The organism is Thermomonas sp. (assembly GCF_020850895.1).
Lineage (GTDB): Bacteria > Pseudomonadota > Gammaproteobacteria > Xanthomonadales > Xanthomonadaceae > Thermomonas.
In genome coordinates this window covers 1-12,480 of record NZ_JADZDS010000050.1, presented here as the reverse complement: position 1 = coordinate 12,480, position 12,480 = coordinate 1, and the positions used below count along the sequence as shown (strand labels likewise).

Here is a 12,480-nt window from a genome sequence, read left to right as displayed (position 1 = left end):
CGATCAGTCGCCCGCGCAACGCGGCTGCGGCTGCACCCGGGTGATTTCGTACAACACAAAGCGCTTGCCACCGCCATCCACGTCCAGCACCTGCGGCGCCGGCAAGGGGCCCAGCTGCCGACACAGGTCATCGATGGCGCTTTGCGCATCCGGGAAACCGGCGTGCGATGGACTGGCAACCAGCAGCAGCGACGCACCGCTGTCCGGCATCCGGCCATCGAAGCGCAGGCCCCAAAGTGCCAACTGCGGCGCACGACCGTGCTTGCGATTGAGCGGATGATCGAGCACGAGGATGTCGGCATCGTCGCGGGCGAAGCCCAATTCGGCAGCGATCTTGAAATCCCCCGCGAGGATGCGGGTGCCCGGCGGCATTGCCTCCAGGCGCGCTCGCACGGCGGCATCCAAGGCATCCCAGCCGGCGAAATTGGCCGGATATTGCCCGTGTCGCGCTGCCCAAATCCGGCCCGCCGGTGACGCCGCCAGCACCAGGTAGCCCAGCGCTGCGGCAAGCCCCATCGACACCGTGGCCCATGCGGTGGCGCGCCAACCACGCGCCCAGCCCGCCAGCACCGCCGGCAGCAGCGGCGTCAGCGCCACGAAGCCGGGCAAGGTCCAATGGAAACTGACCCGGCGCCGGTCGGCGAAGAATCCGAGCGCGAGGAACGCAAGAATCAGCAACACGCCACACAGCGCCAGCCAGCGTGCCTGCGGGCTGGCATCACGCAAACCGCGCTTGCCCGCCTGCACGAAGGCCACCAGCAACACCGGCGTCGCCGGCAGCAGTTGCATCAGGCCAAGGCTGATGCCATGCCAGCCGAACGACCACGGGTGACGGTCGACCAGTTGAAAGCGCAGGCCGGCGTCGGCGTTGTCGAGGTTCCACAGCAGCAGCGGCAGCCATGCCAGTGCGCCGAGGGCAATCGCGAGCCACAGCAGCGGACGACGCAGCGCGGCCCGGCCTTCGTGCAACGCCAGCAGCGCCATCAGCCCGACAGCGACCACCGCCGCGAAGCGATAGTGGGTCAGCCCGCCGATCACCAACCCCAGTGCCAGTTCCGCCGCCACGCTCGCATCCACCTCACGCAGCGCGCGCGCGCCGGCATCCAGGCACAGCAAGCTGGCCAGCAGCAGCGGCACGTCCGGCAGAGCCAGCACTCCCAAGGTGCCCGCCAGCGGCAACAGCATCAGCAGCAGCCCCGCCTGCCAGCCCGTGCGCGCATCGAACTCGCGCGCCGTCATCCGCACCATCAGCCACGGCAGCAACGCGCCGATCATCAGGAACGGCAGGCGCAGCGCCAGCGCGTGGTTGCCGCCGACGGACACGCCGAGCCGCGCCAACCACGCGGTCAGCCCCGGCAGGTCGGAATAGGCCAGCGCAAGGTGTTGGCCTTCCAGCCAGTAGAAGGCTTCGTCGACGAACAGCGGCAGGCGCACGGCCAGCGCCAGCTTCAACGCGCACAGCAGCAGCCACGCGCCCAGGAACAACGTCCTCGCGCGGCGCAGGCCGGCCTCGTCCCGCAACTCCATTGACATCGCTACACTCGGCGAAAACCTCGGAATGGATGCACGAACCCATGGCAAGCAGCCCCGCACCGATAGCGATCCTATCCGATGGCCTGATGGATTCCCTGCATGCCGCGCTGGCGCAGGTCGATGCGCTGGTGCTGGGCAAACAGCAGCAAGTACGGATGGCCTTCGTCGCCCTGCTCGCCGACGGCCACCTGCTGATCGAGGACCTGCCCGGCCTTGGCAAGACCACGCTGGCGCGGGCGATGGCCGCCACGCTGGGGCTGGGCTTCGCCCGCGTGCAGTTCACCTCCGACCTGCTGCCGTCCGACATCCTCGGCGTCTCGGTGTACGAGGCACAGACCCACCGCTTCGAGTTCCACCCCGGCCCGGTGTTCACCCATGTGCTGCTGGCCGACGAGATCAACCGCGCGCCGCCGCGCACGCAAAGCGCCCTGCTGGAGGCGATGGCCGAACACCAGGTCAGCATCGACGGCCAGACCCGGGCACTCCCCGACCCGTTCCTCGTCATCGCCACCCAGAACCCGACCGATCTCTCCGGTACCTATCCGTTGCCGGATTCCCAATTGGATCGCTTCCTGCTGCGGCTGACTCTGGGCTATCCGGACGCACAGGCCGAGCGCGAGCTGCTGGCCGGCGCCGACCGCCGCAGCTTGATCGCGCAGGCCATCCCGTTGCTGGATGCACCGCGCATCCTCGCCCTGCGCGAGGCCGTCCTCGGCGTGCACGCCAGCGAGGCACTGCTCGACTACATCCAGGCCTTGGTCGCGCGCAGCCGCAAGCATCCGGGCCTGCGGGTCGGGCTGTCGCCGCGCGCCGGCCTTGCGCTGCTGCGCGCGGCGCGGGCGCGTGCCCTGTTGCTCGGGCGCGACCACGTCCTGCCCGATGACGTGCAGGCACTGTTCCCTGCCATCGCCGAACACCGCCTGGTCGCCGATGCCGACGCAACCACGGCCCATCTCGCGCAAGCCATCCTGCACGCGGTGGCGGTGGACTGATGTACCCGCGGTCGATGCCCGCGACAGCGCCATGATCGCCAACCTGCGCACGCGGTTCCTGCGCTGGGCGAGGCCACGCGCGCCGGAGCCCTTGCCGGTGGTCATCGACCGGCACCGCATCTACGTGCTGCCCACCGCCACTGGCTTGTTCTTCGGCCTGTTGCTGGGAACCATGATGTTGGGCGCGCTCAACTTCAACAACAATCCGGCGCTGCTGCTGGGCTTGCTGATCGCCGGCACCGCGCAGGCCAGCCTGATCGCCGCGCACCTGCAACTGTCCGGCGTCCGCATTGCGGCGGTGGCGGCCGAACCGGTGGCCGCCGGCGACGATCTTGCACTGCGCATCGCGCTGGAAACACGTGATGCACGCAGCCGTCGCGGCCTGCGCGTGGCCTGCGCCGATCGCGCCACCTTCACCGCACTGGACGCGCGCGGCAGCGCGGTCGAACTGCGCCTGCCTACGACACGGCGCGGCTTGCTGGCATTGCCACGCCTCGAATTCAGCACGGTGCAACCGCTCGGCTTGGCACGCGCCTGGGCGTATGCGTGGCCGGCACAGTCGGTGCTCGTCTATCCGGTCGCGGAAACCAATGCGCCACCGCCGCCTGCGCCCAGCGGTGGCAATGCGCCACCGCGGGCGGCGCGGGCCGGCGACGATCTCCACCACCTGCGTGATTACCGCCCCGGCGATGCACCACGCTCGGTGGCGTGGAAGCCGTCGGCGCGACGCGGCAGCCTGCTGGTGCGCGACAATGAGCAATCGCGTGGCGGCGAGATGAAACTGGACTGGGACGACACCGCCGGCCTGCCCTACGAACACCGCATCCGCCGCCTCGCCGGCTGGGTCGATGACGCCGAACGCAGCGGCCAGCGCTATGCCCTGCGCTTGCCGGGCAGCGAAGGCCTGCCACTCGGCCAGGGCGCCCCGCACCGCCACCAATGCCTGCGCGCCTTGGCGCTGCTGCCGGGCGAAGGCGTGCGCAATGGCTGAGGTCAAGCCATCACCGCCACTCACCCGCGCCGGCCGCCTGCAGGTAAGACTGGCGGCCGCCGCCTGCCTGCTGCCGCTACTGCTGCAATTGCCACCGACCTTGGGCATCGGCATCGCAGCCATGGCCGTGCTGGTGCTGGCCGCGTCGTGGCGAAAGCCGCTGCCGGGCGGCGTTCGCATCGTCTTGTTGCTGGGCGGCATGGTCGCGGTGGCCTTCAACCTGCCGGGCGTTGGTCGCGACACCGCCTCGGCCCTGCTCGCATTGATGATCGCGATCAAGCCGGCGGAAACCGTGAGCCTGCGCGACGGCCGCAGCCTCATCGGCTTCGCGCTGTTTGCCCCGTTCGCCACCTTCCTGCTCGACCAGGCCCCCACCAGCTTGCTGCTGTCGCTGACGGCGGTGATGCTGGCGCTACTGGCCCTGCAGCGACTGGCCGCCGATGAAAGCAGGATCGAGGACGCGCGTCCATCCGGGCTGCCCACCTTTGCATCGGTGGCCGGCGTGCTGCGGCTGTTCTCGCTGGGCCTGCCGTTGGCGTTGGCGGTGTTCTGGCTGTTCCCGCGCCTGCCAACGCCCTTGTGGGGCTTGCCGCAACGCACTGCCGGCACGCCGGGCCTGTCCGATTCGATGACCCCAGGCGGGATGTCCGACATGCTGCTGGACGACAGCCCCGCGGCGCGCGTGCAATTCTTCGGCCCGCCGCCCAAGCCCGAGCAGATGTACTGGCGGGGGCCGGTGCTGTGGGATTTCGATGGCCACAGTTGGAAGCCGGCGCGCACGCTGGAAATCTTCCCTCCGGCGCCTGTGCAGTCGGCGGGAACGGGCTGGACTTACCGACTCGAACTGGAACCCACCGAAGATCGCCTGCTGGTCGCACTCGATGTGCCAACGCAATTGCCACAGGGTGCGCACCTGGGGCTCGACCGCGTACCGATGACCGAACAGGCCCAGTTCAACATCTCACGCTGGCTGATGAGATCGGTGCCAGCACAGGCGTTCGAACCACAGTTGGCACCTTGGTTGCGCAGGCGCGCCCTGGCATTGCCGCTGGACTTCAACCCGCGCACGCTGGCAATGGGCCGAAGGTGGCGGCAAGAAGCCGGTTACGATGCAAGAGGCACGGCCGATCTCGCCATTGCCCAGCGCGCGATGGCCATGATCCGGCGTGACTTCGCCTACACCCTGAATGTGCCCCTGCCTGGGCACGACGAAGTCGATGATTTCCTGTTCGACCGCAAGCAGGGCTATTGCGAACATTTCAGTTCTGCATTCGTGGTGCTGATGCGCGCAGCCGGGATTCCGGCACGCGTGGTCACCGGCTACGCCGGCGCCTACCGCAACCCGATCGGCGACTATTGGCTGATCCGTCGTTCGGATGCACACGCATGGGCGGAACTCTGGCTGCCGCAACGCGGCTGGGTCCGCTTTGATCCGACCGCTGCGGTGGCGCCAGAACGCATCTACGACACCATCGCCGACCGGCAGCCAGGGCGCTACGGTGCGTTTGTCGACCTGGCCCCGATCTTCAATGCCAGCGACTGGCTGCGGCGCGGCTGGAACGACATGCTGCTCGGCTTCAACGCATCGCGCCAGCGCAACCTGCTCGAATCCCTGGGCCTGCATGGCGGCACCCGCACGCTGATCCTGCTGTTTGCCTTCGCCACCTTGGTCGCGATGAGCTGGATGGCCTGGCTGACCGCACGCGGCGAGCGCGAGCGTGATCCACTGCTGCGTGCGTGGCATGCGCTGGAGCGCCGCTATCGCAGCCTCGAGCGTGGGCGGGCGCCGCATGAACCGGCCCTGGCTTGGGCGAGGCGCGTGGCCCGCGACCCGCCCTCCGCCGGCGCCCCACTCCCGGCACTGGCTCGGCGTTTCGAACAAGCGCGCTACGGGATGCCCGCGCCCACGTCTGCGCAGTTGCAGGCTTTGCAACGCGATCTTCGCCGGCACCGTCCGTGAGAGAGGCTGGCTGTCGAGACCGCAGGTCGCGCGGCACGTCCCGCAGCATGACTGCACACGCCAGTCATCGCGCCGCCGATGCCACTGGCCTCACGGCGTCCCGAAATGCCCCAGCGGCGCACCGCCCAGCAAATGCAAATGGATCTGGAATACGGTCTGCCCGCCATCACCGTTGCAATTCATCACGATCCGGTAGCCGCTCTCGGCAAACCCCTGTGCCTTGGCGTAGCGTGCCGCCGCGGTCGCCAGCCGGCCGATCACGATCGCGGCGTCCTCCGGCACGTCGTTCAAGGTGGCGAAATCCTGCTTCGGCACGAACAGCACGTGCACCGGCGCCTGCGGCGCAATGTCGCGGAACGCGATCAGGCGCTCGTCTTCATAGACGATGTCGGCGGGAATCTTGCGATCGATGATGGCGTGGAAGATGGTCATGGGCAGGCGCCTCGAAGCTCCGACGGGACAGGCAGGAAGCTTACCGATGTCGACGTGGGCCTGCCGTCGGCAAGCCCACCGGGTCGATTACTCCCGGATCTCCAAGCGACTGCCGAATGCATGCGACAGGGTGCCGCGATCCACGTATTCCAGTTCGCCGCCCAGCGGCACACCGTGTGCAAGCCGACTGGGATGCACGCTGCGCGAACGCGCGATCTGCGCGAGGTAATGCGCGGTCGCCTCGCCCTCCACGGTGGGGTTGGTGGCGACGATCAACTCGCGCACCTCGCCTTCCTCCAGCCGCCGGGCGAGTTGGTCGAGCCCAAGTTCGTCCGGCCCAATGCCATCGAGCGGACTGAGCCGTCCCTGCAACACGAAGTACAGGCCTCGGTAGCCGGTCGCCTGCTCGATCGCCAAGCGATCCGCAGGCGTCTCGACGACGCATAACAGCGTTGCATCACGCGACATGCTTGCACACACCGCACACCGCTCGGTTTCGCTGAAATCACGGCACCGCTCGCAATGGCGGATATGCTCCATCGCCTGCCGCAACGCGCCGGCCAAGCGCAGGCCACCTTCGCGCTGGCGCTCCAGCAAGTGGTAGGCCATGCGTTGGGCGGATTTCTGACCGACGCCTGGCAGCACCCGCAGCGCTTCGATCAGTTGTTCGAGCAAAGAGGCAGTCATGAATCCGTCATCACCCATCCTGCGAGAGCAATGTGCAGGCCACGCCTTTTCAAATCACCCATCACCGCGAGAACCACGCAACGGGGACATCCGCCCCCGCATTTTCGCGCACATGGACATGCGCACGCCGCGTGCCTGAGGCGCGCGGCGTTCAAGGCAAAAACCACGTTTTTGCCCGTGAAGCGGATGTGGCGGCAAGACGCCACATCATCCGCATCAAAAAAGCCCCGGCAATTTCAATCCCGGCGGCAGCTGCATTCCGGCAGTCGCGGCCGACATTTTTTCCTGGGTTGCCGCGGTGATCTTGTTGACGGCATCGTTGAACGCCGCGGCGATCAGGTCCTCGGCCATCTCCGGATCGGCCAGTGCAGCAGGATCAATCCGCACGCGCCGGCAATCCATGCGACCGCCAACGGTCACGCTGACCATGCCGCCACCTGCACTGCCGGTGGCTTCCAGACCCGCCACTTCCTCCTGCGCACGCTGCACGTCTTCCTGCATCTTCTGCGCCTGTTGCATCAACTGGGCGATATTTCCACGCATGTCCTTGAGCCCCAATCCTGGTTCAAATCCTGGTTACGTTGTTTCAGTCGCCACGCGGGGCGTCGAGTGGCCGGATCGAGCCAGGAACAAGGCTGGCGCCATGGTTGCGCACCAGCGTCTGGATCGCCGGATCCTCGGAAAATCCGCGATCGGCTTCGGCCTGGCGCGCATCCTGGGCCCGTTCGTTGCGCACGCTGGCGGTCTCGCCACGCGCGCCACTGACTTCAAAACGGACCTGCACGGCGCCGCCCAACGTCCGCGATACCGCATCCGTGAGTTGCAGCACCAGGCTTGGCGACTTCAGATGCATCTGTTCCTGGGTCAGATTCAGGCGCAGGACGCCATCGCGATGGGAAGCGAACGCTGCGTTCTCCGCGAGCAGCCGGGCCGGCCCTCGCAAACCGCACTCGTCCACGATCTGTAGCCAATGCTCGCCATCGGTGACGATTTGCGCGGCCATCGTGACGGGTGCCGGCGCCGGATGCGGTGCAACGGCCTTGACTGATGCCGCCGGCTCTGGCGCATCCAGCCGTGCGGGCGGAGGCACGACCCGCTGTGTTTCCGCCGCTGCTGCCACCCGTGGTGACGGTGCAGCACGGCTGGCAGTGGTCGTCGGAATGCGACCCTGCGCTGCCGTTGGCACCTGCACAGCATGCGTGTGCTCAGTTGCGTCAGGACGGAACGCCAACATCCGCAACAGGGTCATCTCGAAGCCGCTGCGCGGACTGGGCGCAAAGCTCAGATCGCGGCGACCATTGAGGGCCATCTGGTACCAAAGTTGCACCAGCTCCGGACGCATGCCTACCGCAAGCGTTGCGACCTCGAACCCATCGGCTTCGATCGTTACGTCCGGCACCAGCTGCCTGACCTGGATCCGATGCAGCGCCGAGGCCAAGGCATCGAGGATCCCGGCCCAATCCGGTGAAAACTCCGCGAGTTGGGCCACTTCATCGAGCAGTCCCCTGCCATTCCCTGCGGCCAGCGCCTCCAACAGTGCATGGATGCGGGTCCGATCGACCGTGCCCAGCATCGTTGCCACCACCGCGCCATCCAGCTTTCCACCGCTGTAGGCAATCGCTTGGTCCAGCAAGGACAGCCCATCCCGCAAACTGCCATCGGCCGCGCGTGCCAGCTGAGCGATCGCATCGCCCTCTGCTTTGATGGCTTCGGCGGCGAGGATCTTCGTCAGCTGGCCTCGGATCTGTGCTTCGTCCAGCCGTTTGAGGTTGAACTGCAAGCAGCGGCTGAGCACCGTCACCAGCAACTTCTCGGGATCAGTGGTGGCGAACAGGAACTTGACGTGCTCCGGAGGCTCCTCCAGCGTCTTCAGCAATGCGTTGAAGGCCGGCTTCGACAGCATGTGCACTTCGTCGATGAGGTAGACCTTGTAGCGCCCGCGCGACGGCATGTACTGGGCGTTGTCGATCAGGTCACGCACGTTCTCGACGCCGGTATTGGATGCCGCGTCGATTTCCAGCAGGTCGATGTAACGACCGGCATCGATCGCCTTGCAGGTTTCACACTCACCGCAGGGATCGGCACCGACGCCACGCTCGCAGTTCAGCGATTTTGCGAAGATGCGCGCAATCGTGGTCTTGCCCACCCCCCGGGTACCGGTGAACAGCAGGGCATGGTGCACACGCCCGGTTTCCAGCGCATTGGTCAGCGCACGCACGACGTGCTCCTGACCGACCAGTTCGGAAAAACGCCGCGGGCGCCACTTGCGGGCGAGCACGAGATAGGACATGCCGCATTGTGGCACGCGCAACGCCCCGACGCCTCCCGACGTTGTGCCAACCCCGCCCGCCCGCTAGAATTCGCCCTCCCGGACGGCAGTCCATGAGTCAGCTTGGCCCGTGGCCACTCGAAACAGTGGCTTCGCCATGGGCGTCATGGCACGCAAGGCCAAACGGGGTGGGTTACATCCGGAGAGGTGTCCGAGTGGTTGAAGGAGCACGCCTGGAAAGTGTGTAGGCGGCTAAACCCCGCCTCGGGGGTTCGAATCCCCCTCTCTCCGCCAGATATGAAAATCGCCCCCTCGTGGGGCGTTTTCATGTCTGGGGGACGATGGCGGAGGAAAACTCCCGCGGGGTTCGACTGATTCGCTTGGAGCGAATCAGGACAGCCGCAGGCTGCCCGCAGGGCGCGGGCCAGGGATGGCCCGCGTCTATCCCCCCGACTCCCGACTCGATCGATTCGCCCCCTCGTGGGGCGTTTTTCATGTCTGAGGGACGATGGCGGAGGAAAACCCCCGCAGGGTTCGACTGATCGGCAGGACAGCCACAGGCTGCCTGGAGCGAATCAGGACAGCCAGGACAGCCAGGACAGCCGCAGGCTGCCCGCAGGGCGAGGGCCAGGGATGGTCCGCGTCTATCCCGCCACTTGGCCCACCCAGGATCGTGGTCACCCGCCATGGAAGAGGCGCGTTTCCGCCCGCCCGTCTTCAGCATCGTTCGATGACCATGTAGACTAGCGCCCCTGCAACGCACCAATCCGCGCGAACCAACCGCTTGTGCCTGCGTGATGCGCGAGCACCAGATGGGACGCCGGACATCCCATGGTGGCCCCGTCGGCCCCTCGCGACGCTAGGTCGAAAACCCCGCCAGGGCCGGAAGGCAGCAACGGTATCGACTGATGCGGGCGCCGAGGCCAGCCGGCGGGGCCGCCGCCTTTGGATGCCTCGCCACCTGTCCTGCATGCACGGGCGGGACCGTGAGGCACCCCGCAACGCGCGATCAGTACCCCTTTTCCCAAGCCGCCTCGTAGCCTGCGCGCAATCGCTCGAAGTTCGCATCCACCTCAGCGACTGAGCGCGCACCCCGCAGCTTGCGCAGTGAACGCCGCAAGCGCAGCAGATTGGCGTCTCGCCAGCCGGTGGCAAGGATGCGAACCCGGGCCCGATCGAAATCGACCATCCAGCCATGCCAGTGGGCATCGAACAGCAAGTTGTGTGCATTGAGGTCGGCGTGATCCACTCCGGCGCGGTGGAACCGCGCGACGAGTTGACCAACCGTCTCCCAAGGCACGACTTCCCCCGATGACAACTCCGCCAAGGAGCGCACCCCGGGCAAGCGCTGCATCAGGATTGCCGCGCGGTACTGCAGGCCTTCGCGGCGATACCATGCTGCAAACGGCATCGGCACTGGCAGCTTTTTCGCACGCAATTGGCGCAGCATGCGGAACTCCTCGAAGCTGCGCACGTAGGGAACCCCGCGCCAAAAGTGGCGATCCCGATTGAACCTGGCAACCAGCCCGCCCCGAAGGTAGTGGCGAAGGAATGCGTCTCCTTGGCCGAAATCCAGATACCACGCGCCGCCACGCCCGCCGCCTGAAACTGGCGCTGCAGCCGTGCCCCAGTGTGCCGGATCGAACCATGCCGGATCAGGCTGGCGGACCTGGGTGCGATCGAACAGAATCGCACCGTACCCATGCGTGTCATGGAACGGCGTCAGATGCTCGTTGACGTCGACATTGGCCATACTTGCGAGTGTAGCAATCCCCATGCCAGTTGCCTGCGATCCCCCGTCGATCTGCCTGCTTCGCCTGTCTGCCCTGGGGGATGTCACCCACGTCTTACCACTGCTGCACACCCTGCGCTGCGCCTGGCCGGACCTCACCCCCACCTGGGTGATCGGCAAGGCCGAGCATCGCCTGCTCGAAGGGGTACGAGGAGTGCACTTCGTCGAATACGACAAGCGTTCCGGACTGGCCGGCATGCGTATGTTGCGCAAGACGCTGGACACCCGCTTCGACGTGTTGCTGCAATTGCAGGTGTCGGCTCGCGCCAACCTGCTGTCGGCATTCATCCGCGCCGGGCGACGTATCGGTTATGACCGTGCGCGCAGCAAGGACGGACACGGGCTGGTCATCAACGAACGCATCCCGGACCGCCCCGGCATCCACGTCCTCGACGCCATTGGCAGCTTTTGCGAGCCCCTCGGCCTGATCCGCGCCGAAGTCACATGGAACATGCCGATCACCGGAGAAGCACGCAACTGGGCACGCGCCCAGTGGGACGATGATGGACGCCGCACGCTGCTGGTGTCCCCCTGCTCCAGCCACGCCCGCCGCAACTGGCGGGCCGAACGGCAAGCAGCGCTGGTTGACCATGCCCTTGCCCAAGGCTGGCGCGTGGTCCTGTGCGGGGGCCGCAGCGCGCTTGAACGGGCCACCGGCGATGCCATCCTCGCCGCCCTTCGCACCCACGTTGGCGTGCTCGACCTGATCGGCAAGGACAGCCTGCAGCAACTGCCGGCACTGCTGGAACGTGCCGACCTGCTGATGGCGCCCGACTCGGGGCCAATGCACATTGCAAACGCGGTCGGAACGCATGTGCTTGGCCTGCACGCCGCCAGCAACCCGGATCGCAGTGGCCCCTATTCCGATCGTCGCTTCTGCGTGAACCGCTATGACGACGCCGCACGCCGCTACCTCGGCAAGCCTGCGAATGACCTCAAATGGGGGACCAAGATCGAGAATGAAGGCGTGATGGACCTGATCCAGGTCGATGATGCGATCGCTGCCTTCGAGCGCTACCGATCGACTTTGGCCTGACCCATTGGCTGCACGGATTCAGGCGCCCTCGCCGCTGCCATAGTCCTGATAGGACTTTTCTTCGACATAGGCCGAGCCCAGCGCCAGATTGATCTCTTTCTTGACCCGCGCCCGGGTGTCATTCTCGAAGTAGACCGAACGCGCCAGGCGGACGAATTCCCCATCGAACACCTGCGCCCTTTCCTTCAGGCGGATGTCATCCTCGATCACCCACAGCCGCTCGTTGACATCCTTCAGCGCAGTTCGCAGCGCAACGATGTCCTGCTGCGACGCCGGATGCGCTTCCCAAGTGGCCTCCAGTGCGACCAACTCATTGTGCACATTGGCCAACTTGGCCGGATCAGACATGCGCTCGGACTTGATCTGGAGGATTGCAATCTTGTCCAACAGCTCGCCGAAGGACACCGGAACCTTGATTTCCGACATGGGTCAGACCATCCTGTTTCTGGGGCAGACAGTGTATAGCCTTGCCCGCCCACGCCCAGCCCCGTATGATTCACGCCCCACTTCCGGAGAGGTGGCAGAGCGGTTGAATGTACCTGACTCGAAATCAGGCGTAGGTTTATAGCCTACCGAGGGTTCGAATCCCTCCCTCTCCGCCAGACATGCAGACGCCCCGCAAGGGGCGTTTTGCGTGTCTGGCGGAGACGTGACGGAGGCGCACCCTCGCAGGGTTCGACGGGTTCGCTTGGAGCGAACCCGGACAGCCGCAGGCTGCCCGCAGGGCGCGGGCCAAGGATGGCCCGCGTCTATCCCGACCGCAGCACGAATGGCTTGCCCCCTCGTGG

The 12,480-nt window shown here is 66.5% G+C and carries 11 protein-coding genes, 2 tRNA genes and 1 other RNA gene; 7 read left to right on the top strand and 7 right to left on the bottom strand.

Going from position 1 to position 12,480, the window contains the following annotated elements; genetic code table 11:
- Positions 1-3: 3 nt before the first annotated feature.
- Complete coding sequence (locus IT472_RS04720) at positions 4-1,533, bottom strand: glycosyltransferase family 39 protein (RefSeq protein ID WP_297179116.1); 1,530 nt, start codon at positions 1,531-1,533, stop codon at positions 4-6.
- Between the two features lie 41 nt (positions 1,534-1,574).
- Between IT472_RS04720 and IT472_RS04715 the strand changes: the two genes are divergently transcribed.
- From IT472_RS04715 to IT472_RS04705, 3 genes are read left to right on the top strand one after another with little or no spacing between them, the layout of a single operon-like run.
- Positions 1,575-2,525, top strand: a complete 951-nt coding sequence (locus IT472_RS04715) for an AAA family ATPase (protein ID WP_297179114.1) — start codon at positions 1,575-1,577, stop codon at positions 2,523-2,525.
- 31 nt (positions 2,526-2,556) lie between these two features.
- Complete coding sequence (locus tag IT472_RS04710; protein ID WP_297179111.1) at positions 2,557-3,516, top strand: DUF58 domain-containing protein; 960 nt, start codon at positions 2,557-2,559, stop codon at positions 3,514-3,516.
- On the top strand, positions 3,509-5,476 hold the full coding sequence (locus tag IT472_RS04705) for a DUF3488 and transglutaminase-like domain-containing protein (RefSeq protein ID WP_297179108.1): 1,968 nt from the start codon (positions 3,509-3,511) through the stop codon (positions 5,474-5,476). Before IT472_RS04710 ends, IT472_RS04705 begins: the two co-directional genes overlap by 8 nt.
- A 90-nt stretch (positions 5,477-5,566) precedes the next feature.
- Here IT472_RS04705 and IT472_RS04700 read toward each other — a convergent pair whose 3' ends face one another.
- The 4 genes from IT472_RS04700 to dnaX form a co-directional block, all read right to left on the bottom strand.
- On the bottom strand, positions 5,567-5,914 hold the full coding sequence (locus IT472_RS04700; protein ID WP_297179177.1) for a histidine triad nucleotide-binding protein: 348 nt from the start codon (positions 5,912-5,914) through the stop codon (positions 5,567-5,569).
- An 81-nt stretch (positions 5,915-5,995) separates the two neighbouring features.
- Complete coding sequence (gene recR / locus IT472_RS04695) at positions 5,996-6,595, bottom strand: recombination mediator RecR (RefSeq protein ID WP_297179105.1); 600 nt, start codon at positions 6,593-6,595, stop codon at positions 5,996-5,998.
- A gap of 216 nt (positions 6,596-6,811) precedes the next feature.
- Entirely contained in the window at positions 6,812-7,138 is a 327-nt protein-coding gene (locus tag IT472_RS04690; RefSeq protein WP_297179101.1) for a YbaB/EbfC family nucleoid-associated protein, read from the bottom strand.
- A gap of 43 nt (positions 7,139-7,181) precedes the next feature.
- Entirely contained in the window at positions 7,182-8,885 is a 1,704-nt protein-coding gene (dnaX, locus tag IT472_RS04685; RefSeq protein ID WP_297179098.1) for a DNA polymerase III subunit gamma/tau, read from the bottom strand.
- Positions 8,886-9,065: 180 nt separating this feature from the next.
- Here dnaX and IT472_RS04680 point away from each other — a divergent pair.
- A tRNA-Ser gene (locus IT472_RS04680) sits at positions 9,066-9,158 on the top strand.
- Positions 9,159-9,704: 546 nt separating this feature from the next.
- Positions 9,705-9,801: signal recognition particle sRNA small type (gene ffs, locus IT472_RS04675), an RNA gene on the top strand.
- A 72-nt stretch (positions 9,802-9,873) separates the two neighbouring features.
- Here ffs and IT472_RS04670 read toward each other — a convergent pair.
- Entirely contained in the window at positions 9,874-10,617 is a 744-nt protein-coding gene (locus IT472_RS04670; protein WP_297179094.1) for a 3-deoxy-D-manno-octulosonic acid kinase, read from the bottom strand.
- 22 nt (positions 10,618-10,639) lie between these two features.
- Here IT472_RS04670 and IT472_RS04665 point away from each other — a divergent pair, with 22 nt between their 5' ends.
- Complete coding sequence (locus IT472_RS04665) at positions 10,640-11,692, top strand: glycosyltransferase family 9 protein (RefSeq protein ID WP_297179091.1); 1,053 nt, start codon at positions 10,640-10,642, stop codon at positions 11,690-11,692.
- Between the two features lie 18 nt (positions 11,693-11,710).
- On the opposite strand, the gene IT472_RS04660 is transcribed toward IT472_RS04665, so the two are convergent.
- On the bottom strand, positions 11,711-12,118 hold the full coding sequence (locus tag IT472_RS04660; protein ID WP_297179089.1) for a DUF6165 family protein: 408 nt from the start codon (positions 12,116-12,118) through the stop codon (positions 11,711-11,713).
- 85 nt (positions 12,119-12,203) lie between these two features.
- Between IT472_RS04660 and IT472_RS04655 the strand changes: the two genes are divergently transcribed.
- Positions 12,204-12,294: transfer RNA gene (locus IT472_RS04655), tRNA-Ser, on the top strand.
- The last annotated feature ends 186 nt before the right edge of the window (positions 12,295-12,480 follow it).